This window comes from Bombiscardovia apis (genome assembly GCF_033095945.1).
GTDB lineage: Bacteria > Actinomycetota > Actinomycetes > Actinomycetales > Bifidobacteriaceae > Bombiscardovia > Bombiscardovia apis.
Window position 1 is genome coordinate 1616294 of the sequence record NZ_AP026800.1, and the last position, 26764, is coordinate 1643057.

18 protein-coding genes, 1 tRNA gene, 1 pseudogene and 1 CRISPR repeat array are annotated in these 26764 nt (G+C 48.4%); of the genes and pseudogenes, 1 reads left to right on the forward strand and 19 read right to left on the reverse strand.

All coding sequences use genetic code 11. The features are described 5' to 3' along the window. Positions 1-43 precede the first annotated feature (43 nt). From R8377_RS06650 to R8377_RS06740, 19 genes and pseudogenes are all read right to left on the reverse strand, one after another. Entirely contained in the window at positions 44-2392 is a 2349-nt protein-coding gene (locus R8377_RS06650) for a DUF2207 domain-containing protein (protein ID WP_317642717.1), read from the reverse strand. Positions 2393-2434: 42 nt separating this feature from the next. Beyond that, positions 2435-3052 carry a LemA family protein gene (locus R8377_RS06655; RefSeq protein ID WP_317642718.1) on the reverse strand — a complete coding sequence of 206 codons (618 nt, stop codon included), beginning with the start codon at positions 3050-3052 and terminating at the stop codon, positions 2435-2437. A 502-nt stretch (positions 3053-3554) separates the two neighbouring features. Next, a pseudogene (locus R8377_RS06660) lies at positions 3555-5918 on the reverse strand (polyribonucleotide nucleotidyltransferase); the annotation flags it as partial. A 280-nt stretch (positions 5919-6198) separates the two neighbouring features. Continuing rightward, entirely contained in the window at positions 6199-6468 is a 270-nt protein-coding gene (gene rpsO, locus R8377_RS06665) for a 30S ribosomal protein S15 (protein WP_317642720.1), read from the reverse strand. Positions 6469-6743: 275 nt separating this feature from the next. Further along, positions 6744-8747 carry a DUF3732 domain-containing protein gene (locus R8377_RS06670; protein ID WP_317643734.1) on the reverse strand — a complete coding sequence of 668 codons (2004 nt, stop codon included), beginning with the start codon at positions 8745-8747 and terminating at the stop codon, positions 6744-6746. Between the two features lie 5 nt (positions 8748-8752). Continuing rightward, complete coding sequence (locus tag R8377_RS06675; protein WP_317642721.1) at positions 8753-9241, reverse strand: three component ABC system middle component; 489 nt, start codon at positions 9239-9241, stop codon at positions 8753-8755. Positions 9242-9260: 19 nt separating this feature from the next. Then, positions 9261-10442 carry an ABC-three component system protein gene (locus tag R8377_RS06680; protein ID WP_317642722.1) on the reverse strand — a complete coding sequence of 394 codons (1182 nt, stop codon included), beginning with the start codon at positions 10440-10442 and terminating at the stop codon, positions 9261-9263. A gap of 135 nt (positions 10443-10577) precedes the next feature. Continuing rightward, entirely contained in the window at positions 10578-11492 is a 915-nt protein-coding gene (locus tag R8377_RS06685; RefSeq protein WP_317642723.1) for a hypothetical protein, read from the reverse strand. 301 nt (positions 11493-11793) lie between these two features. Continuing rightward, a complete protein-coding gene (locus R8377_RS06690; protein ID WP_317642724.1) occupies positions 11794-13140 on the reverse strand; it encodes an MFS transporter in 1347 nt (448 codons plus the stop codon). Positions 13141-13449: 309 nt separating this feature from the next. Beyond that, positions 13450-13791, reverse strand: coding sequence for a hypothetical protein (locus tag R8377_RS06695; RefSeq protein WP_317642725.1), 342 nt, complete (start codon positions 13789-13791; stop codon positions 13450-13452). Positions 13792-14526: 735 nt separating this feature from the next. Beyond that, a tRNA-Gly gene (locus R8377_RS06700) sits at positions 14527-14600 on the reverse strand. 65 nt (positions 14601-14665) lie between these two features. After that, a CRISPR array of direct repeats spans positions 14666-15554; the repeat unit is 32 nt; unit sequence ATTTCAATCCACACCTCCGCGAGGGAGGTGAC. A gap of 385 nt (positions 15555-15939) precedes the next feature. Continuing rightward, positions 15940-16233, reverse strand: coding sequence for a CRISPR-associated endonuclease Cas2 (cas2, locus tag R8377_RS06705; protein ID WP_317642726.1), 294 nt, complete (start codon positions 16231-16233; stop codon positions 15940-15942). Between the two features lie 37 nt (positions 16234-16270). Continuing rightward, positions 16271-17302: a type I-C CRISPR-associated endonuclease Cas1c gene (gene cas1c, locus R8377_RS06710; RefSeq protein WP_317642727.1), complete on the reverse strand. Its 1032-nt coding sequence runs from the start codon at positions 17300-17302 to the stop codon at positions 16271-16273. Next, the gene (cas4, locus tag R8377_RS06715; protein WP_317642728.1) at positions 17299-18036 is read right to left on the reverse strand and encodes a CRISPR-associated protein Cas4; all 738 of its coding nucleotides are present in this window, start codon (positions 18034-18036) and stop codon (positions 17299-17301) included. The genes cas1c and cas4 overlap by 4 nt, the downstream gene beginning before the upstream one ends. Before the next feature lie 15 nt (positions 18037-18051). Next, complete coding sequence (cas7c, locus tag R8377_RS06720) at positions 18052-18972, reverse strand: type I-C CRISPR-associated protein Cas7/Csd2 (protein WP_317642729.1); 921 nt, start codon at positions 18970-18972, stop codon at positions 18052-18054. Continuing rightward, a complete protein-coding gene (cas8c, locus tag R8377_RS06725) occupies positions 18965-20788 on the reverse strand; it encodes a type I-C CRISPR-associated protein Cas8c/Csd1 (RefSeq protein ID WP_317642730.1) in 1824 nt (607 codons plus the stop codon). Before cas8c ends, cas7c begins: the two co-directional genes overlap by 8 nt. Beyond that, positions 20785-21438: a type I-C CRISPR-associated protein Cas5c gene (gene cas5c, locus R8377_RS06730; RefSeq protein WP_317642731.1), complete on the reverse strand. Its 654-nt coding sequence runs from the start codon at positions 21436-21438 to the stop codon at positions 20785-20787. The genes cas8c and cas5c overlap by 4 nt, the downstream gene beginning before the upstream one ends. 40 nt (positions 21439-21478) lie before the next feature. Beyond that, positions 21479-23572 (reverse strand): CRISPR-associated helicase Cas3', encoded by a 2094-nt coding sequence (cas3, locus tag R8377_RS06735; RefSeq protein ID WP_317642732.1) that lies wholly within the window; start codon positions 23570-23572, stop codon positions 21479-21481. Positions 23573-24029: 457 nt separating this feature from the next. Beyond that, positions 24030-24920 carry a DUF4190 domain-containing protein gene (locus tag R8377_RS06740; RefSeq protein WP_317642733.1) on the reverse strand — a complete coding sequence of 297 codons (891 nt, stop codon included), beginning with the start codon at positions 24918-24920 and terminating at the stop codon, positions 24030-24032. 321 nt (positions 24921-25241) lie between these two features. Here R8377_RS06740 and R8377_RS06745 point away from each other — a divergent pair, with 321 nt between their 5' ends. After that, entirely contained in the window at positions 25242-26720 is a 1479-nt protein-coding gene (locus R8377_RS06745) for a sensor histidine kinase (RefSeq protein WP_317642734.1), read from the forward strand. Positions 26721-26764: the final 44 nt, after the last annotated feature.

Genomic DNA, 26764 nt, shown 5'->3' on the forward strand with positions numbered 1-26764 from the left:
CTCGATTACACTCCCATTGTACGTTTTTTGGGCGTTTTCAGCTCTAGCGTCCGCCGAAGGAGCCGCCGCCCGAACCGCCGGAAGAACCGCCGAAGCCGCCGCCACTAAATGAGCCACCACTGGAGCCTGAACCGCCGGAAGCGTCGCTAATGGTGGATTGCAACTGGGAGAAGCTGGAAGAGAGCTGACCGCCTAAATCGCTGAAATCGGGCACAAAGGCTTGGTTGAAAGACTCCGAGCCCATGCTTCCCGAAGAGGAGTTCCAGCCGCCATTGACACCGTAGGAGCGGTAGGACATGTAAATGAGCTGATGGTCGGGGTGGGCATCCAGCCAGGCTTCATCGGTGACCTGCGGATAGGCCTTGGCCAACTGCTGCATGGCTTCCTTGCTGATGCCGAGTGCGGCGGCGTAGACCAAGTAAGTGCCCCACATCACCAAATCGTTGACACCACGATCTGCGAACGACGAGAAATCGGTGATATAGCTTCTAAAGCCCACTACTTGCCCGGCCCAGTCTTGCCCCTGCTCGGTTAAGACCTCGGAAGCGCCGTAACACAGGGCAAAAATTGCGCTTATCATTAGCACCGAGCCAGTGCAAGCTCCTAAGAAAGTCTGACCGGTAACCTTGCCTAGGAGCCAAACGAACACGGCCCCAATGACAGCAAGCACCTCAAGGATGACACTGTTTTCGCGCGAGCGCGTGGCCGCCAACAAACCAAACTCAGCCGCTACAGCGTTTTCAAAGTTCTCCAGCAAAGTAGAGGCCTTCTCATAATCCTTGAAGCTGTCGCGCATCTGGTTCATGTCGAAGACTGCGGTTTGCAAGCGTTCGCCAGCTTTGAGCAGCAAATCTAGGACTGCGCGCTCGCTGCCAGTTAGGCCCAAAGAATCAGGATTCTGACTAGCTACCGGGTAGATAACGACAGTTGATGTTTTGTCGGCTTTATCTTGCTTTCCGCTAGCACTACGCATGGCTTCGCCCAAGGAATGAGCGTCTGTTTGCAAGAGATTGAGTCCGGCATAGCGCTGGGCAGGGCCTGGATAAATGGCAATCGCACCCTTGTTGGCCAGCGAAAGTACCGAAGAAGCCATCTGCCGAGAGCGCAGCTGCCTCTTACCTCCATACACGACCGTGCCTAGGGCTGCGGCCGATGCCGGCGACATCTGCGGGGCATCGCGACGGTAAATAACCTCACCGTGATATTGGGATTGGCGGCGGGTAGAGAAAGCTGTTGCAAGGCAGTAGATAACTGCTGCCAACACTACGATGCCCAAGATAGCCCATACGATTAAGACCGTGCGAGCTTTGGTTTGCTGCATCTGTCGCCAGCTTCGCTCCTCTTTATCCTCGCGGTCTGCAATGTTCTTACCCTGCTCGCCTCTCATGGTGCGCTCTACGCCCTGGGTCAACGAATGATCCATCGTGACGGCAGTGTCGATATACTGGCCCGGCGCTACACGCTTAGCCTCGAAGCGCAGACTGCCATCAGCGCCGCGCGAGGAAGTCGATTCGCCCGTAAAGTGGAGCCATGCTTTGCAATTGCTGGCATTAGCACCCTTGGGCAGGTGAATCGTACCAGTCACGCTCTCGATTTGGGTCTCGTTATTAGTACCCACCGGCTCCCACTGGAAGCTGGTGACATCGTCGTAAGCGGTAGAGACGCCATGCATGGTCATCTCTATCTCGAAGACCAAGCTGTCAGCCTTGTCTATTTGCGGGATATTCCAACCGATTTCTACGGTGCAGCTTTCCCTGCCCGCCTCGCAAGAGGCAAACTCTGAAGAGCTCGGAGTCCCGGACGCTAGAGGGGTGTATTGGTAATCAGGATGGCCATCTTCGCTATACCTATCCGCAACGGACATATACCAGCGGTTGGCTTGGGAATCATCCCAATCGGGCACGTCTGCAACACTGCTGGGGCTTATGGCCTCGGTGCGACTGTAAGTTCTATCGTCGCTGACGTTGCGCACGGAAACGTCTGAAATGCCAGTGAGGTTGAGGGGCTTAATCTCATACTGCTGGTAGAGCTGCCTCCAAGGCTTATCGCCGTCGTCATCTTCGCGAGAGAGCAGCCGCATATCTACCCGCTGTTTGACTCGCAAGTCTCCGTTGGGCAAGACGGTCGTGTCATATTTGAGTGAGTTATACGACAGCTCGGGCGTGCGAGCAGCGGTCGTTACGACAGCAAAGAGAAAACCTAATACGGCAGTTATGATAATGGCGATTGCTAGAGAGCTAAAGAAACGCTTGGCAGACCAGAAGCCGCCCTTGCGCCCACCCAACTGAGCGTTAGTAGGCAGCGGGCTTGCACCAGTAGTGTAGGGATTGCTCTGCTGGAGAGGCGGATTGGGCTGAGCTGTATAAATTCCCTGCTCGTTTGGATTGCTCACTACTGCCTCCCGCTGCTACGCTATCTTCTCAATTGCTGATAATCACTGCCCCGAAGAGCTTGCCCCATTACTAAAATCAACCTTGGGAGCCTGCTTAGCTTCGGGCTCGGCCTCGAAGTATTGAGACTGCTCAAAGTGGAAGAGGCCTGCAATAATATTGCTCGGCACAGTCTGGATGCGCGTATTGTACTTCTGCGTCACATCGTTGTAGAACTGGCGGGCGTAAGCAATCTTCTGTTCCAAATCGGAGAGCTGATTTTGTAGGCTCATAAAGTTCTGGTTGGCCTTCAAATCAGGGTATGCCTCGACGGTTGCCATCAAGTTGAAGAGGGCGCTGCTCAGCTTGTTTTCTGCTTGAGCGCGCTGGGCTACCGCCTGCGAACTTGAAGGTGTCGAGGCTGCGGCCGCTTGCACAGCACCAGAGCGGGCCTGGGTAACTGCCGTAAGCGTGCCAGATTCATGACCGGCATAGCCTTTGACAGTTTCTACAAGATTGGGCACTAAATCGGAGCGCTGCTTCAAGAGCACGTCGATTTGAGACCAGCCGTTTTTAACGCGATTACGCAAATCAATCAGACCGTTGTAGACGCTGATACCCCACAGCACCAAGAGAACGGCGATGACCACAATCGCAATGAGGATAATAAGTAGTGTACGCATGAATCTATTATCCCATACCTGTGTTTCGGGTAGGAATCAGCCTGAGAATAGCAAAAAGCGGCCCCAACCTTTCGGTCGGAGCCACTTGTTTACCTATTGAGACTCATGGCCTCAGCCGGTTTTAGTTTTCGGTCTCGAAAGGATCGAAATCGCGGCGGACACGGCGACGGGGGCGTTCGGTACGCTCTTCGCGACCTGCCTCGTACTCGTCGTAGTGCTTATCTTCTGCGTAGCGAGGATTCTCGCGACGACCGCGGTAGCCACCGCGGCTGGAACCACCGGAATGCTCATAGCGACGCTCGCCACCACGGCGGTCAGAGTGCTCGTAACGGCTGGAACGCTCGCCACCACGGTGCTCAGAACGCTCAGAACGGTCGCGGCTACCACGATCATCACGATCATAGTCGCGGTCCTCACGGCGGTGACGTGGGCGGGAGAACTCTTCGCGCTCCTCAAATGTGTCTTCAACTACCGGCTCGTCTTCAAAACGAACAGGACGCTCGGAATGACGGGAACGGCTGCGGTCACGATCATTGTCGCGGTCGCGGCGGTCGTAACGGCCACCCCTATCGCGATCATGGTCACGACGGCCCGAACGCTCGGAACGGTCGGAACGCTCAGAACGCTCAGAGCGTTCACGGCCACCGCGGGCGTTGGACTCCTGATCTTCAAAACCAGGAATCGCCAGCGAAATCTTGCCGCGGTCGTCCACACCCTGGACGATGACCTGGACTGCGTCACCTTCCTGGAGCACGTCTTCGACAGCGTCGATGCGCTCACCGTTGGCCAAGTTGCGAATCTGAGAAATGTGCAACAAACCGTCGGTACCGGGAGTCAAGTTAACGAAAGCGCCGAAGCTCGTAGTCTTAACAACCTTGCCGTCGTACGTTTCGCCAGCCTCGGGCAGGTGAGGATTGACAAGCTGGTCGATAGTCTCCTTGGCCTTCTGAGCAGCTTCGCCACCCTCGGAGGAGATGTAGACCGTGCCGTCATCTTCAATAGAGACCTCAGCACCAGTGTCTTCCTGAATCTGGTTAATCATCTTGCCCTTGGGGCCAATGACTGCACCAATCTTGTCGACAGGCACCGTGGTGGTGATGATACGAGGAGCGTATGGGCTCATCTCGGCAGGTCCGTCGATGCACTCATCAATGACTTCGAGAATCGTGGTGCGAGCTTCCTTAGCCTGCTGCAGAGCGCCAGCCAAGATGTCGGCAGGAATGCCATCCAGCTTGGTGTCGAGCTGCAAGGAAGTGATGAACTCAGAGGTACCAGCTACCTTGAAGTCCATATCGCCAAAGGCATCCTCAGCACCCAAGATGTCGGTCAGAGTCTTGTAAGTGGGGCGACCGTCTACTTCACCAGTTACCAAGCCCATAGCTATACCAGCAACGGGAGCCTTAATTGGCACGCCGGAAGCCAACAGAGAGAGCGTGGAAGCGCAGACCGAACCCATAGACGTAGAGCCGTTGGAACCCAAAGCTTCGGAAACCTGGCGGATGGCGTAAGGGAAGTCCTCACGGCTAGGCAGCACTGGAATCAGAGCGCGCTCTGCCAGGTTGCCGTGGCCGATTTCGCGGCGCTTGGGCGAACCCATGCGGCCGGTCTCACCGGTGGAGAAGGGAGGCATCTCGTAGTTGTGCATGTAGCGACGAGTGGTCGGGCCAGAAAGGGCATCAACCGTCTGCTCCATCTTGAGCATGTTCAGGGTGGTAACGCCCAAAATCTGGGTCTCACCGCGCTGGAAGAGAGCGGAACCGTGAACGCGAGGAATTACATCTACCTCAGCAGACAGGGTACGGATATCGCGCAGGCCACGGCCGTCGATGCGGTAATCCTGAGTCAGGATGCGGCGACGAACGATTTGGCGCTGGAGCTCCTTGAAGGCATTGCCCAGCTGCTTCTCCTTCTCAGCCTCGTCCATATCCAAGAACTCGGTAGACAGCTGCTCACGCACCTGCTCCTTGATCTCGTGAATCTGCTCCTGTCGGGGCAGCTTCTCAGCGATGGAGAGCGCCTCGTCTAAAGCGGCGTGAGCGAACTGATCGATACGGGCATAAAGCTCGTCGGTATACTCAGGGAAGAGCTGGAACTCCTTGGTGGGCTTGGCAGCCACAGCCTTGAGCTCATTCTGGGCCTGGCACAGCACCTTGATGAAGGGCTTAGCAGCTTCCAAACCTTCGGCTACAACCGCTTCGTCGGGCTTAATCTGGCCCTCGTCGTAAATCAAGGTCCAAGCGTTCTTGCCAGCGCCTGCCTCAATCATGGCGATAGCAACGTCGCCGCCCTCAATCTCACGGCCGGCTACAACCAGCTCGAAGACAGCGCGCTCGCGCTCACTCCAACGCGGGAAAGCAACCCACTGGCCGTCAATCAGAGCCAAACGCAGACCAGAAACCGGGCCCTCGAAAGGCAGGCCAGAAATCATGGTCGAAGCGGAGGCAGCGTTGAGTGCCAGCACATCGTAGGTGTCGTCGGGGTCGAGAGCCAAGACAGTCTCTACAACCTGGACCTCGTTGCGGAAGGTGTGGGGGAAGAGAGGGCGCAGAGGACGGTCGATCAAGCGGCAAGCCAAGATGGCTTCGGTCGAAGGACGGCCTTCACGACGGAAGAAGGAGCCAGGAATCTTACCCGCAGCATACATCTTCTCTTCAACGTCGACGGTCAGCGGGAAGAAGTCATAATTCTCCTTGGGGCTGGAACCGGCGGTAGTGGTCGACAAGACCATTGAATCTTCATCTAAGTAAGCGGCTACTGCCCCATCCGCCTGCTGGGCGAGACGACCTGTCTCGAAGCGCACCGTGCGCTTGCCAAATGAACCATTGTCAATGGTGGCTTCTACAGCCTTAATTTCGGGACCCTCCATAGGGTTCCTCCTTTGTTACTTCTATTATTTTCCTACTACTTCATTCATCTTTGTGCATGCCGGACGCGATATACCTGATCGCGCGCTCTTGCTAGTAATCTGCTAGTAATCCTCATACTGAGCAGTGCCGCTTAACTTGCGTACGCTGCCTCATGCTTACTGCACTGGGCACACGCATTGCCGCTATTGGACGACACTCGTAATCTACTCACTGTTCAATTATGTTCAATCTGTCAGCATGCAAAAGCGCCCGAGCGCACAGGCTCGGGCGGAAGTCTAACTAGTGGCGCAGTCCAAGACGCTCAACCAAAGAGCGGTAGCGCGCGATGTCTACCTTCTTCAAGTAGTCAAGCAGACGACGACGCTGACCAACCATAAGCAGCAGACCACGACGAGAGTGGTGATCGTGCTTGTGCATCTTCAAATGCTCGGTCAAGTCGGAGATGCGCTTGCTCAGCAGTGCAACCTGGACCTCGGGGGAACCCGTGTCGCCTTCGTGCGTTGCATACTCGGCAACAATCTTGTTCTTTTCTTCCGTTGTCAGTGCCACGGTTTCTCCTTATATATCCGTTGCGCGGTGCACCAGCCTAATGCTGAAGCGCTCTCAATCCGCGGGCGAACTCACGCCAAGCTTTAATCATACACCGCTCCCCCGCCATATATAATCCACATGCCATGCAACAAGCATATACATTCAAAATATGGCCGTAAGGTTTGTCTTCATATTAATTCCTTGTCTATGCTGTTTTTCTACCAGTGCAAATGATTTTGGGCTATAAAGTATGTCCACATCCAACAACAATTCGCTTCTACGACTTTTTATACTTACCAGAACAATGGCTCATACTGTCCACGAATCCAAGTAGAAGGTATCAATTTACTATCGTTACCTCTCCATTCTTCGATAAGTTTCATATTATCAAACTCTCCCCATATGTCAGACCCAGCATGTTCCAAAACAATAACTTGTATCTTGCCGTAAGTTCTCTCGACAAAGTCAGAAAGTGTTGCAAATACTTTTTTCACGGCTTCGCGGTCTTCACTAATTGACTCCCTATCGGATTCGAGCAACGATGTCTTTGCATCGTCCAACCCCTTTGGAAAGTAAACTTGGCTGGGTTGATCTAGAACAAGGAAGCTAGGCACTTGGCCAGGATGGTCGATTTGGAAGTATTCCTGCAGCGCAAGCAGCATTGCTATATGATAGGACAACCAGTTGGCAGCACTACCAATTTCTGAAAGATAGTTTTTACGACCTCGCGAATCTGAAACGCTTATTGTTAAGTCAGGAATCGAGAAAGTTACGGGGCCTTCATGCTTTTCGACGTCAAGAGTTTGCAATGCGTCCTCAGCATATTGTTGAATCATTTGCAACTTGTATTTGAGTTCGCGCTGAATTGCATCTTCGTCGATTATACGGTTAACTTCTTTTATTCTGTCTTCTATACTTTTAAGTCGAACAGAATCTGCTGATTCCCCACTAACCTCATTATAAATAGCGAGATAGTTTTCAACAGCACCTAAAAATCTGCTGATTTGGTTCGTAGTATATTCTTGAGGATTGCTGGATTCTTCAAGACGAATTTGCTTTTGTAACTGATCTAATTCCGAGCTTAAAGTCTCGATTTCTCCTTTTATCTGCAATTGTTCTTTGTCGACTGCTGGGGCGACAAAGGAGAATTGCTTTGACTCAGTTTCAACATCTTCCATGACTTCACACAGGTGTTTTAACGTCTTAGCCGCATCATCTTTAAGAGAATGATGACAAATTGGGCAAGTCGCATCACTCTTGTTGGTCTGCTCTAAAAGCCAAGAGGAACTATGAAGACGGTTCTTCTCCTCGTCTAACGCTTTACTGTATAGATCTGTTGTATCTAGTAGCTTGTTGACTTCTTGTAATCTTCTTTTGAGTAAAAATAAGCGAGCGGATATATCCTTCTCTTTTTCATATAACGTTGAAAGCCGCCCCGCAGACTGGGGAATCTCTTTCTGATAGTTAGAAACATTCGCTGAATCTTGTAAAATTGTCTTAAGAGAATTTACCTTATCTGACATGCTCATTTTATCGGTTCTTTGACGTATCAGTCCGAGCTCAATTGCACGATAAATAATAGAGTCAAGCTGTAAGTTCCATAAATGACGGGCCTGTTCATAACTATCTAGTTTTGCGACTAACGTTTTTTTATCCCGTTCAAGTTGCTTCTTTTCTATTCGCAGTCGTAGTGTTTCTGATGTTTCAGCGCCTAACACGTACGGGAAAATATCAATTAGCCGCTTGCGATGTTCGTATGTATCAGTTTTATAAAACAAAACATCCGAATTTGCTATGATATTTTGCGGTTGAAATAAAAATGCTGAAAAGTCTCTATATGACGGTCTAGCATTCCCAAGAGGTGCGTCGTCAGAAAGTTTCAAAGCAAGATCGCTCACTGATAACAATTCATTCAAACGTTCCTTAACTTCAGGAAGGGAACAGTTCCGCCTAGGATGGTAGTCGGGAATATGCACTTTTTCTGAATACTCATAAAACATATCTGAACTAGCCTGATATTCACCAGGTTCACGTCTGCACAGCAATAATTCTCTATGTCCATTGCTGTCGTCTACGAGCAAAAGACCGAACCAGCTACAATTTTCCCGAACTGCAGTAACAGGAATTGCGCACTTTTGAGCACCCATACAGTAATCTATGATTGGAATTATTGATGACTTACCAGTCTTTGAGGCACCTGTTATTATATTGATTACGCCCGATTTGAATTTAATGACCCTTTTACCGACATTTTCTTCTTTCGGCCAGAGTATTATCTCGCGTATAACAAAACCCATAATATTCACAACCTAACTTTTAATAGTTGCTGTATCTCTAGAAGAGAAGAATCAGAAAACATGAGACCGATTTTAGACGCTATTTTAATCGTTGTATCCACTTCTTTATCCAGCCGCTTATAAAGTTGCATGTTGGGATTAATGGCACCTTCGGACAAGGATAAGACAAATATCTCAGACGCGAATCCTAGGCGGAGTGCTTCTAATGTTAATTCTCTGTACTCCTTGCTTTGATTAGATAAGTTTAACAAATTATCCCGCTGGACATTTTTAGTTATTTTTCCAATTATTTTACTTAGACCAGACTTTTTTTGCGTGCGCTGGAACAGGTCAATCCATTCGTCATTCAAGAGTATTGGTATCGCAAGAAATATCAAACTAAGCGGGCAACTTCTATATTTTCCAGAATTTGTGTAACCTAACGTGAACCCGTACAGCAAAATGGCAGCATGCGCAGGATTCTGAATTATTTCCGCTTCTTCAAGGTTAATCATTCTCTACCATACTTCCAGCTTATAAGCGATTCATATAGTCGGGGTGCCAGCCGATTTGTTGTACGTTTGACAACTTGTGCAGCGATCCAGTAGCTAGAAAATCAGGAACTTCTACTGCTTCCAATGTTTTCAAACAAGCGTCTTTTGAACATTGAGCATACAGGTCCTGACCTTGTTCCTGAGGTGTTAAATTATTACTATTGGCGTTAGCTTTAGCTTTTAGACGGTTTTGTCGCCAAATGCGTTCCAAACTCTCAGAGTATTCTTGCTGGGCCTTTATCGTTATTTTACCTGCCCTTGACCACTCAACAAGATTTACTTTCGCCTGGAGGAAATCGTTAACTGCTTCTAATTTTTCTGCCTCATCCACTTCAATTAAGTCAAGCTGCCTAAGATAAATATCTTGCTTAGCGTATTCAGCAGCTTGTTCACTCTGAGATGGACCGTCGACGAAAGCAGCCAAGAAACTAGGTTTTAAATATCTCTGTTGAGTAGAAGTTAGTTGTTGGCGGAAAAGGTTAACTGTAATCTTGGCTGGCTCCTTATTATTCATCAAAGGAGTTAGATAACCATCAATCCACCCCGACATATCTTTAATCAGAGCGCCCCTATAATCAGGTCCAATTAATGACCAACAATACTGATTCTTTATTTCTGCTTCTAATGAATCATTACCAATATTAATGAATTTAAAATGTTTTAAAACCTGTTTTAGCTCTTCAATGTAGTTCTCAATAATTAAAGAAACAAACTGGATGCTTTTACTATTTGAAGGACTATCTATTAGCCGTTGAATAACTTTAATTGCGTCGTCTAAATATTCTCCGTCAGGAGTAACCCTATCGAAGGCCGAAACAACTTCACTCTCATCAATTTTATGAGGAGAAATTACAACATATGAGAAAACGATTTGTTTATCGTCAGGCAAATTCCCACTTCTACAAATATCAACCCAATTGTGTATCGTTTTCCAAAAATCTAAAGACCGATTTGTAACTGCCTTATTCCCCTGAGCAAGCTGATTTTTGATTTGAACCAATTCCAAGGTCTTTTCAAATTCAACACTAACGTCATCATAAACTTCAAGCCCAACTTTCACTTCCGACTCATCTCTTACAGCTTTTATGAGACGGTAATGCATGTAATCGTATTGACGCTTAAAGGCTAACACCGTTTGGGGTACAGTAGTCTTTCTTGGCATACGTCTTCCATCTTCTTAGAGTGAATCAGAAATCAGCCTACCACATATCAAACAAATACTCTCCTCCATCATACAGCTATGGAATAGGTTAAATCTGTTTAAAAGCTGTTCACTGGCTATGCATATTCGCTTTAATCAATGATAGTCAACAGGATACACGAGTACTTGGTACTGCAATTCGTTTATAACATCTTGACTCAATTCGGATACATTATACTTCCATAATTTCCCAATGCGCGGATTCCAGATACCTATCTGAGTTATCTTTTTATACTCACGAAATACAGAGTGGAGCCCCATTTGCCAGTACATAAGAATCTGTAAAGTATGCTTATTTGTCGGGGGAAACTTGCTGCATTTAAAATCCCACAAACCATCAGCCGTAACTAAATCGCAATCTCCGGCCGAAACAACTTTGGTATATCCGCCTTCAAAAGTCTCTAGCCCAGCTATAGCAGGTCCGTATTCTTGCATAAAGGTATGACTGCGCAAAACCATACGTCTTATATGCTGAATAGTTGTTTGATTCGCCGTTTCAAGCTTCTCTGGATTTCTAAAGGTCTCAATACCAGCGCGGAAGATACAATCATATGCAACGAGGTTTAATGCTGCGCTAATCGATTCATCGTCTAAACCGTTAATCTGGTCTAAAAACATTGGAACTTGTGTTATCGCTACAGAAGCGTTATCAATAACTTCATATTCTCCCAGACCATATTTTTTAATTAACTCCTTAACCTGCATAGCTGAATAGAGTGGAATCTGAAATGCATCATTTTTAGATGCCCCTTCAACATACCTAGAAAGATAGTCAACCACAGTCCCAATAGCAGAAGGGCTTCTGTTTTCTAGGGACGAATCTAAGGAACCATGACCGTCATCAAAACTCTGAGTCTCCATGTCCTTAACAGGAAGGTAGCCTCCGCGAGGTTGTTGTACACACGGAACCCCTTTGACACCTCTTACTCGTTGAGTAACAGAGATTCCGCCAAGTTCAATAGCTGCCTTAGCACCAGAATCAAGTGGTAAGAACGTGTCTCGTTTCTTCATTGTAAACTTTTCTCTTAAATTCATCATAATGTTATAGTAACGGTTGTCTCCCGGATTACCACATCTCTTAAAAGAAGTAGAATGAAAGTTATCTGTATTGTTTCTAAAACTAAGCAATGCAGATAAGGACTCTCAACCGTTATGAGACACCATTGGGTTTTATTGTTCAACTCAATACCTCATTTTATAAACTCCTCATTTACCCGATTTATGTCTTGTGTATTCCAAGTCGCCCTACAAATCGGAAGGAGCGAATGGTAGAGCGACCAATTATCAATCCAAATACATATATATGGCTGACTTACTCATGAAGCGGCCGCAAGCGATACGCGGCAATCGCTGAAATCAGCGCAAGCACATAGCAGATTACGTTTGCAATTAACGAGGGCATGTAGGAGCCGGCCATGTCGAAGATTGTGCCGTTGATAGTGTTGGCCAAAGCAACCGAAAGCACGCCGGACATGGTGAGAATACTGAGAATCTCAGCGTAATCGCGCTGACCGAAGGACTGACGGGCCACCCAAGGCAGCGCCACGAGCAGCACGCCCTGACCCAAACCAGCCAAGAAGCCGGCAATAGCTGCGGGAGTGGGCGTCACGAAGAACATCATGAGTGCCCAACCGGCCAAGCCTACTGCTGAGTAGAGCACCAATACCAGCTCGGTTTTTACGCGATCAAGGAAAATGCCAATGCTTGCCTTGCCGATTGCAGCACCCAGCATGATGCCCGAGACCACGAAAGCACCCTCCTGCAAGGTCAAACCGCGAGACTGCTCATAGCCCGAGACATGCTGAACCATGCCCGTCGCCCACTGCAAAAGCACGTAGCAAGCAATCAGCAGTAGGAAGGTGGGAGTGCGGTAGGCTTTCTTCGCTTCGATGCCGGTGATGGAGTTGGCGTCTTGAGACTTAGAATCGTTCGAAGCGCTCACATCGCCGGTTTGTTCACTCGCAAACGCACTACCGTACATGTGCTCGCCCTTAGCGGCTCTTGGCATGAAACGCAGCACAAAAATGGAGAAGGGAAGAATGCAGACCGCCAGCAACAGCGCCGTAAGTCGGTAAGCCGGACGCCAACCCAGATCCGTAATCCATGTGGAGACGACGGGGTTGAAGACCATGCCGCCCAAGCCGCTCAGGCCCAGCGCAATGCCCATAACCAAGCCCAGCTGCTTCTCAAACCAGTTTGAGAGGAGCACGGAAGGAGCCAGTGTAATAGGAATAACGTAGGCGATACCGATGAGAGCAAAGGAAATATAGAACTGCCAGAGCTGAGTAAAGAAGGACTGGCCGAAGAAAATCAGAGCGCAAGCCAGAATGCAAATGCTCAGCAAGAGGCGGGAATCTACGCGTTTCATGAGCTTACCAGCGAAGAGCATGGTCGCAGCGCCGGCGAGATTCATAATGGTCGAAGTGAGCGCAATCTGCGTGCGCGAGACTTCTAATTCTTTAGACAAAACGGCATAATAGAGGCCTGGAGTGTTGACTATGAGGCCATAGCCAACGAACGAGAGAAGGCAGCAGCCCGCAAAAATGAGCCAAGGGCGCAGCGATGAGCCGGTGGAGTGGGTTGCGGTGATTGACGAGGACGAGTTGGAACCGGAGTTTGGTGAAGCAGAAATCTTGGGACCTCCTAAGCAGTCTTCCAAATTAAGCCAGCTTAGACTCTACGTCTCCGCGCCGCCCCGTGACTGAGTATCCCCATTACCGTTACGACTGATACACGTATAAGGAGGTTCGGTGTGGGGTTCGGGGGGGGGGGAGCGAGGTTTAGGCAAGGAAGCAAACTATCATTATTCACCGAAAACAACTATCCTAAAATCAAGAAGCACAAAACTACACAAGTGAATGTTCCCCACACCTGCGTGGAATGCAACCATCTTCGTCTCTGCCTGACCAGTGGACCTACCCTATCCTTTACCCGTGCGGTGAGGGGGGGGGCTATGTAACTTAGCTCCTCATACTGTTGTCGGCTGCTCGCGACAATAGCTTAGTTCTGGAAACCGAGATTGCCATAATTCACGTACACGAACATCCAAATGGAGTTCTGTCCAATCTTCTATTAGCCTTTGAGCATTCAAACCAGCAAGCTGATCTGTGACACGCCCCTCAGCCAGCAACGCCTGATAAGCCATGTGCCGCTGGCCGACAGATTTTAAGTCAATAATTCGATCACCAGGTACCCACCAGACTGTGTGCTGCAGCTGAATCTGACCGACATATGGTCCCTGGAGGTCATCGAGTGAATCTGGGGCTTCATAAGGCTTAATATCTCTAAATCTAATATGCTGCTCGCTCATAATGCACTCCTAACGCTATCTATTATTCCCAAATATATGTTGCGGACGTGAAAAGCAAAGTTATACCTAGTTTTGGATATATACGACATTGAGAGATGTCTAATTGCACGTAAGCATTGCACGGTGAATTGTTTAAGGCTTTTGTGATGTTCCAGCATCCAAAGATATTGTTCTTCATTGACGCATCCCCTAATTGAGAACAACGAAGAGGTCGGAGTGAGAATGAAGATGCCTGCTGGTACTGAAGCCCGGAAGGCGAGGCCGGGCTGCATGTTTCTCGCAGGCTAGGACTTCTGTCATTTGTTGTTGTTCCATGATGTTCTTGAATGGATATACTGGAGGCTAGGGTTCCGGCTATCTGGTTTAGTCAGAACCTTTTTGCATTATCACTTCTGTTAGGATTAGAAGATAGTCATGACTGCGGCTATGGATAATATTGCTGAAGCAATGAAGCTAGTTACCGCTCTGTGTTATACAGGTGAACACCCCCCCGAATGGGGAACATACTTAAGAAATAACCTAATTTAAGAGTTTACTTTTGAATCTTTATTTTAGACTTATTTTCATTTAAGCTGGTAGCGTGTTCCCCGGTTTGAGCATGCTAGATACTCCTCTGTTGCTTATAACAAAACCAAGTCAGACACAGGATTGATAAGCCATTCAACCATATTGACTTACTGTAAACACTATCCCAATACCAGCATATCAAGCTTGAAAGCTGCATCTATACAGAAATGGAGCGGATGACGGGAATCGAACCCGCGTAATTAGTTTGGAAGACTAAGGCTCTACCATTGAGCTACATCCGCGAAGCAGTTTGCTCGTTACAGAGTCTAGCACACGGGTATCCCCACATTCCCGGACACCTGTGTTCAATTCAATCCACACCTCCGCGAGGGAGGTGACGGTAATTGGTTTATCTGCCTCTGGTACGAAGATAATTTCAATCCACACCTCCGCGAGGGAGGTGACATTAGGAGCTGGACTATATCAGGCCGAAAAAATGATTTCAATCCACACCTCCGCGAGGGAGGTGACGAGTTCCCATAAATCGGTGACGATTTTTGTCATTATTTCAATCCACACCTCCGCGAGGGAGGTGACCGGTGATGCGTTGCCACAGGGGGGCCTTGCGCCAATTTCAATCCACACCTCCGCGAGGGAGGTGACAAGGTATCTCTAGTGTGGCCGGCTGGCTCAAGGAATTTCAATCCACACCTCCGCGAGGGAGGTGACCGACACCGACATCGTGAGTAACCTCGATGATTGATTTCAATCCACACCTCCGCGAGGGAGGTGACAGGCCCCCAAAATGGCATACGTCAAAGACACCAAATTTCAATCCACACCTCCGCGAGGGAGGTGACGCAGGTAATGGCGGGCAAGCTGGCGAAGCCGCTATTTCAATCCACACCTCCGCGAGGGAGGTGACGCTGTCTGGCGTGTACCATCGGAGATGCTGAAACATTTCAGTCCACACCTCCGCGAGGGAGGTGACTTGGAGACGGCAGACTTGAAGCCTGTCATCACCGGATTTCAATCCACACCTCCGCGAGGGAGGTGACAACCTTATGGACCGCTATCCCACAATCCCCGTAATTTCAATCCACACCTCCGCGAGGGAGGTGACAACCTGATGCAAGTGTAAGACTTGCAGTTAACGGAATTTCAATCCACACCTCCGCGAGGGAGGTGACGCGTAGCAACTGTGCGTGAGATAGCGAAAAACGTATTTCAATCCACACCTCCGCGAGGGAGGTGACCGCAAAAATGGTATCTGACTACCACTTTTGTAAATACTTAGTATAATGCACTGTTGAGATTATGCTTCTGAAGCAGAGAATGGCTCAGTTTCGGGCTTTTCTACATATAATCTCAGTGCTCAATAAACACTATTTAATTTTCAAACTTTCATGTGCTTTAGTTTACAAGATTGTGATGCCGCGTTGCCATGGGCTAAATCAGGACATTTCATTCAAAAAACTGGTGCGAAAGTATCGCGTGTTTCGTGACAGCTTAACGCTCGCACTTATGACATCACACAATTATATGAGATACGTATTGGCGTATTCTTCAGTGAACCTGATTACTAATCTAATACTCAACAATGAAAGCGCCTAGATCCCATAACAAGCCAGAACACTTAAATCAGATAATCATAACACTGTCGGCCGGTAAATGTCGTTCCACCCCGTATTGTTCTATCTTTCCCGAATATTTTGCTCCCATATTGTAAAATCGCAAGCTATCTTTTGAATCATCGATAATATCTAGTAGCTGCTGACGAAGTATTAACAAATCGGAAGTGGAAATTAGGCATTCGAAAATACTATTTTGAACTCGTTGCCCAAACTTCATACAAGCTTTAGCAACCAATCTGAGCCGCCTCCGACCGGCAGGCTCCTCAGTATTCACATCGTAGGCTACGACAACCATCATCATGAGCGTTTACCCCTAGCTATAAATTCCTATGTCAGGTCTACTTCCAGAAGAACGGCGGGTAGGCATCAATATCGCCACGGATATATCTGGCTAACAAAAGCGCTTGCACATACGGCACCATGCCCCAAGGTATTTTTTCACGCAAAAACGGGTGAGTAATTTGCTCATTTCTGCGTTTTTGCCAAGCTGCTAATACCACTTTCCTTCCGGCATCGTTAAGATAGACACCACCGTTTTCTCGCACTTCAAACTGATTAGGAGATATGGCTTTCGTATTGACCAAACTTATTGCGAATCTATCAGCAAGCGCAGGCCGCAGCTCCTCCACTAAATCCAATGATAAGGACGCACGGCCCGGCCTGTCTGCGTGCAGAAAACCAACATACGGATCAAGCCCCACGCCTTGCAAAGCTGCTTTGCAATCGCCAGAAAGTAATACATATACAAACGAGAGCAGCGCATTCATCCTATCCTGCGGTGGCCTTCTGGTACGACGCTCGAAGTAAAAATCGTCTTTATTGTTGAGTATCAAATCGTCAAACGCGTAAAAATACGTTTTGGCGGCTTGCCCTTCAATCCCCCGAACGCTCTCAGCATTATCACAATTCTTTATTTCCTTCAGCGCGCTCGCCAGTATGGAACTTTGCCTTTTCAACCGTTCAACATTTACTTGCAAAGCATGGTCTCTTGTAGCTCTTTCGAGAACCCATCTTGAGTTGTAGATTTTCCCAATTACGAAAGAAGCAGCTATCGAGCTACATGCAGATGCATCGTCAGCTAGTACAAACTGCTTCCGCCTGAGTAGCACATTTCTGTTGCTCTCACCGAGAATAGAGCACAGGTATCTGCCGCGTGGCGAATAGAACGATACCGAAACTCCAAATTCGCAGCACTTACCGAGTAAAGCTGGTGAAGCACCCTTGTACGAGAAGCACAATATAGATTCAATTGACCGCAACGGCACTTTCGCTACCGCCTTATCTCCGTCGCTGACGACCACATTTTCATTCTCAAGCGATAGATACGCGCTTTCCGTCGTAACAAAAAGCGTGTTAAGCATTTGTCTCATCTCAGATCCTCCTCTAACGCACCGGCAACAATACTGTCGATATACGCCCGAGCAGATTGAGTTTTGGCTTTCATTAATTCCGGCAAGCACAAATCTTTCAGCGAACAGTTGCTACACCCTCGCTGATTTTTAACAGTGGGCGTATACCCCCGTTGAAATAGTTCATGCATATCCGCAAAAGCATTAACTACTTGTGCACGTAGCTCCTCGGAAAACTCAACGCGCTCACGTCGCTTAGTTCTTTGATAAAACAGAGCACCCTCATCAATATGACAAGACAGCATCTCTTCTAAACACATAGCTTGACCGCACAACTGCAAACGATCAGCATTGTTAGTTTTCGAAGTACCATACTTATACTCAACCGGGTACGGTAGCCACTTCCCCTTGCGCCCGTGTAATTGCACGCCATCTTCAGAAGCTTGGAACTCGACTATATCGCAATCCCCTACGACGCCTAACATCTTTGAGAAAACACGCAAATCTCTAAGAATAAGAGTGTCTCCACGCTTTTCTGATGCCGAGTAATCATGAGCCCGCTTATGTTCTAAATCTCCAGCAACAGTGCGCGCATTGTCCGTCCAAAGCTGCTCAATGTGTATGAGAGCCCATTGACGCTTGCAAAACTCGTAGTGTTGAACTCCAGATAAGGCCAGCCAATCATCCTCTGGATATTCGACTGGCCTTACTGTTGAACGCACACTAAGTGAATCGTCTTCACTTAGCATATTCATCTGTTCCCAATCAAATTATTGTAGGCCATCTACCATTTCGGTTAGTTCAACCGGCTGTGGAATCGCAGCAGAATCTACCGAAACATCGTAGTCTGTAAAACTCCTGGGCGTTTCTACCTCTGGCTTATGGGCCACGTGGATGCTGTCGAAGAGCTTGTATGATGGAGCATCGCCGAGATCGTTGCTGTGTTTGAACACATAGAGCTTACGAACAGCCATTTTACCGCGCGCTGCTGAACGGTCGAACTCAAACATGTTGAGAATAGACTGCCAGAGCATAGCTAAATCTTCCTCGCTAAAGCCGGTCGTCTTCTGCGCAAGCTTGGCATTCACAAAGCCGTCCACCCGATAGAGACCGTAAGGAATGATGGACTTGTTGCCCATCGTGCTGCCCTTTTCCTGCTGGTCAGCTTCAGTTGTGGCAGATACCCTAGTAATCGTCACATCTTGCGGAGTTATAGGGTCAATTGACTTAGAGAAGCCCAGCTGCACAGGACCGCGCACCTGACCACTCGATAGACCACCCTTAACGAACGTAGTCATTACAGCACCGAAAGTTCTGATATCAAAGAAGTTCGAGCACATATAGTCCAGGACTTGTTGATCTAGCTGAGCGTTATCTTTCTTCGCTTTCTTTATTGCCGCTGAATCAGTACCCAGACCAACGGACTTAAGCGCCTCAGCATCCATCCTGTTCAGGGGCACCTGCTCCTTAATATAAATGCGCCACGGTGCTTTATCGTCGTTAATCATCTGCACATAATTACGAATCTTGCGCTTTAGGCACACATCCGTCACCAGTCCAAGACCAGTCTCGGGATCAACCCGGGGCATGTTACCCGAGTCTGGATCTCCGTTGGGGTTGCCATTCTCTACATCGTACAGAACAGAAAAATCATACCGGTTACTGATTGGGGTACGGGTCTCTTCACTCATTGTTTGCTCCTTCTTCTGCAGCCACCATTTGGTCAGTTGCAGCATTGTCTTTGTTGGTCTTCTTATAACGTTCTTGGGTCTGGAAATAGTATCCCAGCTGGAATGAGCCCTGCTCAGCAAGTGTCAGCCTTGATGGGAACTGTTCGCCAATTCTGCTCATCAAATCAGCAATCTGTTGGTTGTAGTAAGTAGCCAAACCAGGCTTAGTTTTCAGCTTGCCCAAATGCTTGGTACCTAAGTCAACCAGTAGAGGGAAGACTACTGCTGGCATCCTACAAGCATTGGTAAAATACCTATCACGAATGGTTGTGTTGATACCAGGATTCGCTGCTGACTGTAATCCTTCGTACACGGCAAACAGCCTTCCCATTGAATATGGGATGTTTGTACTGTCTTTATTTATTGTCATTTGCAATACCTCCTTGGGGCATCCTGAATTGGGACTTCGTAAGTAAAAGGCCTTAATAATCGCTGCCTTCGCACGATTAATCTCATGCTCGGCCCGAATACGTATTTCGACTTTGTCTAGCAAAGACGCGGAATAGCGCTTACCGGCTAGAATGGATTGCATAAGATCGGCAGCAACTTTGTCTAACGCCTCCACATATTTGCCTGGGCGCTGCACTACCGTCTGTTGCAAAAGACTCCTGACCGATACAACTTCGTGCTTGTCGAAACCAGGTCGCTCAATCGCTGTATCTTCATAATGCTGGTTAACATTACTTAGCAAGTGACCGAATGTGTCCTTATAGAAGAAAGATACCGACAGTCGTGCTGCGTTGGGAGCTAACCCTAGTACGTAGAAGGGTTCTGTTGGTTTCAGCTTGGCATCTTCGTAATCAACCGGATGCCCTTGAGATAGAGCTTTGACAATCGAAATTACCTTTTCCTGCGACACATCTGCATCACTACTCATCGTAGAAGCAGTAAACATCACGCGCGGATACTCAGGTTCGGCAGATTCGCTCCAGCACAGAATCGTCAATGAACCTTTATTGATGACTCTTCGGTACTGTTCGTCTTTCAACAGCGTGTTCAAGGCAGTGGTGTATGCAAAAGCCTCGTACTTACTCATCGGCGCATTCAAATCCTGCTCTTTGCCATAGGACAGATAGGCAGGGGCATTGAAAGAAATGAGCGCAGCACCACTCGATTGAGCTCCCTGAACACCACGTATATTCGGATGAGTCGCAGCCGGCAACACCTGACGCCCTGAGACTATGCTCTGCATCGTGTCTGGGGCTTTCTTACCGCCGGAAGCATCAATCGAATCGTTACCGGAGAAGTATGTGTCCCACAACTCTTGTAAAACCGAACTGGTGCTGAGGGGCTTACCGTCAATGCACAAAACGAAATTTGCACTCAACGCGTTCTTCCAAGCCGTATCGCCAAACTTTTCAGTTATCAGCTGTTCAATTTGGCTACCTTGCGGTTCCGCAGCAAAAAAGTTGGCAACTGCCCGCGCGTCTAAATCATCACTCGTCTTGAGAATTTCCTCATGCAATTGTGCAGCAGCATCAAAACGTTTCCGCGCTTTTGCCGATGCACCATCGGTGTCAACAGCAAACATATAGGCGGAGTTATCACACAAGAAATTAGCTTTGACACCAGCAGTTCGAATAGCGTGCGCCGGCACTTCCAACATGTACCGATATTTACCATTCTTAGTTGTCTCTCCGAATTGGTGAACGTCGCTCACCCTTCCTTGAGCATCTATATCCAAACCAAAAGGAACATTCTCTTGGCCGTATCCGTACTTAGGAGCTTTGCCTTGCTTCACGAGCTGTTCGTACAATCGAATAAGTGCCTCAATCATGCGAACACCTCGGGAGCAGTAGTATCTAAAACGCCGCTATTCAGCTTGGCCCGGAAGAAGAGCGGCTTGATGTTTGTCGCGTCAGAGAAATCCATATCGTACAGCATGTAGCCCAAGTCGCGTTCTCCCTCTTCAAAGCCGATGGGTGAGACTTCACCGGACCAAAGTTGGAAATTCACAGGGAATTCTCTCGTGCCAAAATACGGGTGATGATAGTACTGCCCTTTTTCAGCACGGCGATTGAACATACTGAGGAACTTAGCTGGATTATCTTCGGGAGACTGATTCTTGGTCATCTCAAAGTGTGCTTCAATAACGTAGCGCACATCGCGCAGAACCATCGATGCTCTTTGTTGGATGTCTTGCGAAGTATAGATAGCACTGTCCTTCGCAGGGTTTTCCATCATGTCGCGGATATTGCGGCCTGAAATAACGCTTTTTACCTCATTGCGGCGCACGTTCGTAAAGCGTATTGGGTTCATGACCGTAATACTATCGATGCACCAACGCATCCCCGGATGCCAAAAAATGGCTTCTAAAATACCTCTGGCAGCAGAGGGCGTCATTACATCGTACGACACTCGTTCAGCTTTCATTTCAGGGCGCGTGAACAGCGCATAATCGCCCCAAACTTCAAGTTTTACTGGCATGGGCACTCCTTTCTTGTGTTATTCGTCGTCATTTATTTGCCTACTGAAAATCTCCTAGTTGTGGCACTTGCCCTTCCTTAACTTGCAAGCCAAGTTTGGAATTGTAAACCCCTACATCAGTGAGTATGTAAGCTGTTTCTTCATCGTCGATTGGTTCAACTTTCCCTAACCGACGCAGTACATCAAGATGCTTTGGCCACACACTGACCGAATACCTACCCAATCGCCTGAACAAAGAACGGCTATGTTGCTCGGGGTTCATCAACCGTTGACATAAATCACGAGCGTCATCATTAATTGGCACATAGACGGGAACAGTTGGCGTATCAATCAGTTTAAAGTTTTTTTCAATAACTTTGAAGGGCATCTGGCAACCTTCATACCCGCGCTCATGCATAGGAAGGATACGCTTCTGATCGAGCGCATGTTCCCCTTTAAGGTTAAACAGCCTAGTGAAGTAGTCATGGACAGCTGCGCCAGAAGCTATGTCGTCAAACTTCTCACTGGTAGAGCGAAAAGCGTCCACATTCTGCCGGGTAAAAGCTACCTTGCCTTCGTCTGTTGAGAATACTCCAACTATGCTTTCGTCAGTATCTCTTAGACCCTCTCTGTTGCATCGGCCGGCAGCTTGGAGAATAGAGTCCAAACCCGTTTCCTCGCGATAAGCCGTTGGAAAATCAACATCCACGCCAGCTTCAATCAAAGACGTCGAAACCACTCTGCACGACTTCCCAGCTGCAAGTCTGCCCCGTATCTCTTCCAACAATGCGTCGCGGTCATAAGGGCATTGCAGGGTAGTTAAACAATAGTTGCCGTCCGGTCCACATCTATCTTGCAACTGCTGGTATACCATCTGAGCTTCTTCGCGCGTATTCACCACGCAAAGCACTTGCTCATCGTTGCTCAGCAGTTGAGACATCTCATCAAGGGTTTTATGACCAATGAGCTCGATACGGTTACGCTTGAATTGGTCTCTTTCCTCTTGACTGAGAGGAGCAATCTCAGGAATGTGTAAAGCCGGCTGACGCATCGCTTCTCGGAACATTTCTTCTAAGGCAGGCTGAGTGGCTGTACAAAGGACTGCACTTACACCATAGCTTTGCACCAAGTCGGAAATAGCCCAAATGCAAGGCTTCAAATACGGAATTGGCAAGGTCTGAGCTTCGTCAAAGACTACTACAGAATTTGCGATATTATGCAACTTGCGCAGTTTAGAAGCATTGCTAGCAAAAAGACTTTCAAAGAACTGCACGGCCGTAGTCACGATGACTGGCATGTTCCAATTTTCGGCAGCAAAACTTCTGTGCAGGTCCACTTTGCTCAGCTCGTCCTTCTCTTTGAGCTGGAATGAAGCATCTGCGTAATGAGGAAGAACATTATCTTTCCCTAGCAGTTTCACGAAGTCTTTTACCGTCTGGTCAATAATTGAGGTGTAAGGCACCACATAAATGACTCGCGAAAGCCCGTGTGTTTTAGCGTGTTCAAGAGCAAAAGTCAGAGAAGAATCAGTTTTGCCGCTTCCGGTAGGTGCCGTCAGAGTATAGAGACCAGGCTTCCAAGAAGAATCCGCGCCACGCTCCAAGCAGTCGCGCAAAATAGAGTTGCGCTTTTCATTGAGAGAGGTGGTTGCTGATCTTGAAAGAAATTGCTCGGCTCTGTTTTCCATAATCGCTGCAAGGTTGCCGATACTACGCGCATTTCGTTTAGCAATCTTCTGAGATACCTGCTTGCTGCACTTTTCTAACTTTTCCGCTGGCAGCAGGTGAGAATTTTGGAGTTCGTCTGGACCAAGCTCTTCTTTAAGCTCCGACAACAGCTCGGATTCGTCTCGTTCAACCTGACCGTTGACGAAGAACTCTGCATCTAACCGGTCAGCATCCACTAGGGCCGACTCGTGCATACGGGTACGCATCATCATCGAGAAATACGTAGATTTAGGCTGAGTTGGATTGCATGCAGGCAGCTGGATTTCATCTTGCCAGTGAGAGGCATCTGGGAACTCAGCCTTGAGCCTACCGGCCAAAGTACCCGTTCCCGGAGCATCAATATCGCTACCGCCATCTGGCAATCCAGCATGATGCCCGGCGATAGCAAATTCCGCATCCATAAGGCCCAGATCAAACGCCTTCTTCATGCCGCATGAAGAGTGATTCACTTTATTGGCCATCATTAGCCTCCCGAATCATAGTCTGAAAATCGTCAGAATACTTTCCCACATCATGCAGTAGTCCAGTAGTCAAGCCTTCTCTCAATTCTCCAAATTGATCAGCGAAGGCCCCGGCCAAACAGCCGGTCATAGCCAAATGCTCTACACACGTCTCGTAACCGTGTACGCTACTGCGCGCCAAATATAGTTCCCGCTTAACCATAAAATTCATTCCTTCAGAGAAACTACGCTGTGTAATTTGACTTTATACGAATGGAAACATATTTGTCAACTTTCAGTGTTTATTTTTGTAAGCAAAAAAAGTTGCCTGCCGCAAATTATAGCGACAGGCAACCATTAACTAGACAAAAATGAACACTGTTTCAACCCTCGCCTATGATAGGCGACAGTTGCAATATTATCTGAAGTACGAACCAAAGAGGTTCTAGAAGACCATTGGAGATGAGCAGGAGACGGAAGCGTTGGAACCAGTGGCTTCATTGTAGTCTTTTTGCTCGCCGTCGACCAATACCTCACAAGTGACCTTACGGTCGGCATTTTCGCTGCTATCCATGGAAAAATCGCCCATTACAATCGCTGAGACCATCTTTTTAGCCGCATCGCCAGAAAACTCCTTCTCCCAAGTTCCGGAAAATTTATCTTGGCTAGACGAACCAGTCGGACCATAGGTCACACTCCCCGAGCCCTGACTGATAGTTGCTTTGATAACGATAGTGCCTTGGCCCTTGCTCTTCGATTTGCTCTTATCGCCGGACTTTTCCGCTTGCGCGTTTTTGCCTACCTCGCTAGAAGTGTCTGAGCTGCCAGCCTTGCGCGAGCTAGATGTCGCAGTATCTTTATCAACAGAATCGAGAGCTTTGGAGAATGAAGACTGCATACCCAAAGTTATAAGCATTGCTAAAACAGACAGCACAACACCTGCAATAGCAAGCCCTTTACCCTTTTTATGCCCTTTTTTGCCGGAAGCACGCCAGCCCACAATACCAAAAATGAGCCCCAGAATGGCCAATATAAACGCAAGGTTATTAATAATTGGAATGAAGGAGAGGACGAGGCCGATAATTCCCAAGACCAAGGCACTCACTGCCATAGCGCTCATACTGCGCTGATTCATAGGAGAACCGTGACCGGAACCGTTGAAATTCCCGCCAGAGCCGCCACCCATATATGGATCTCGCGGCCCGTTTGGCATGTTGGGCGCGCTGGGCACACCGTTAGTGAAATCAAAATCACCCCCAAAGCCATCGTCCCCCATGTTTCGGGCCGAATCCGTTCGCGCATCTGCCCCACCATTGCCCGGACCAAAATTACTCATCGTAGCTCCTTACTGCTCTTACTTACTCTCCACACAAGCTCGTAGACATGTTTCCAATGCCCCACCAGCACCCCAGAAGCACACTGCCTTCCACAGCATGTTCAGCCTATGCTGTGGAAGAAAGCAGCACTAGTGTCCGAAAGGGAGGACTTTCCTGCCCAAAAGGGCAAAAGCTGCATGGTAAACTCTCCCTCTGGAACACTGCCGTCAGTTCAATATCTGCTCTATTCTGGAAGATGTCAGAAAAACGCAGAGCACAATCAGCCTTGAAAACCAATGCTGAAACGGGTGCCTACAGCTGTGCAGAAGGAAGACGACCGCGTGAAGAGTATGCAGGGAGAACTTGCGAGATGGGTCACTAGCGATCCAGAAGATGCAGTGCCCGTGCGCACACGCCGTTGGTCCACTTGGCTGACGATAATTCTGTCATCTGTTTTTGCGATGGTAGAGGTTGCTGCAATTGGTAATACTGCATCAGCGCAACACAACGATGGCGCGTACTTGTGGGCACTTTTAGGAACTATAGCCGCTTTGGTCCTTCCATTTTTAATCTTGCGCAAACGCGACGACCACCCTTATATCAGCTCTCTTCTGGCAAGCTTTTCTACGATTTTCTTACCATTTGACATGCTGCTTTGTCTTATGTGTCTCACTTCACTTATTGCTCGACGCAAACGATTAGATAAGTTAGTACCCAGTTCAATGCTTGCAGCGTTTGCCTGCGAGTTTGCTTTGGTGAGAGACGTAAAGCTACCCGCGAACTTTTCGTTTTTGCGCGGATTTGTGCCAGATATACACCAAATAAACTGGACGCTATACGCATTAATTATCGGATTTCTCGGCTTAGGAATTGCAGTAGCCTGCGGTATTTATATCCGTTTACGCGCCACTACTGTACAGGCCACCGAACAGGCCAGCGTCCAGAAAGAACGCACGCAACAATTGCAAGCCAACTTAAGCAACCAGCAAGTAGCAGATGCGATAGCGGTTGAAGCCCACGACACCCTTGCACATAGCCTTTCTCTGATAGGTCTCAACGCGTCAGCCCTGAAAGTTGAAGCAGACAAATTACAAAACCACCCTGATAACCTCACTCAATTAAACTCACAAACATACGCCCAAGCCGCCCACGACATCGCCCTGAGAGCAGAAGATATTCGTAAACAGGCAGCAGGAGCACTCGACGAAACCCACTCCGTTATCGATATGCTCCGGCACCCTGATGAAGTAATGAAAGAGATGCAGCCGGACCCGCAAACGGCACTTACTCGGCCAGCTTTAGAAGACATCATTCGTCAATCACGGGGCTCCGGCATGAAACTCGACACTTGGATAGATGTAGAAAATCTCAGTCAGTTGGATCCTCCAATCGGCAAGGTTGCTTACCGCGTCATTCAAGAAGGACTCACCAACGCCCGCAGACACGCACCCGGCCAACCCATCTCTTTAGAAGTGACTGCGCGACCAGACGCGGGCATACACGTACATCTCAGCAATCCCATGCCACCTACACAGGCTATAGATCAAGCAACTACTCCAATTCATTTGAGTACAAGCGAAGATGCAGGTCAGAACACCTTGCCAGCAATGCCCAACAATAGTTTTATCGGAGCAACTCCCGCACAAAATAATCAAGCAAACAAACGATTAGGAGGCAACGGGTTAAAAGGCCTGACGGCACGTACAGCTTCATTCGGCGGACACTGTGCTTTTGGAGTCGATAATCACGATCTTTTCAACCTCGACGTGACCCTTCCTTTTGTGTTGGTCAGTTCGTCCCAGCAGCCTTACAATTCTTAGTTATATTCTACGGACCAACCGCTGGACCGCCTTACAGTTACGAT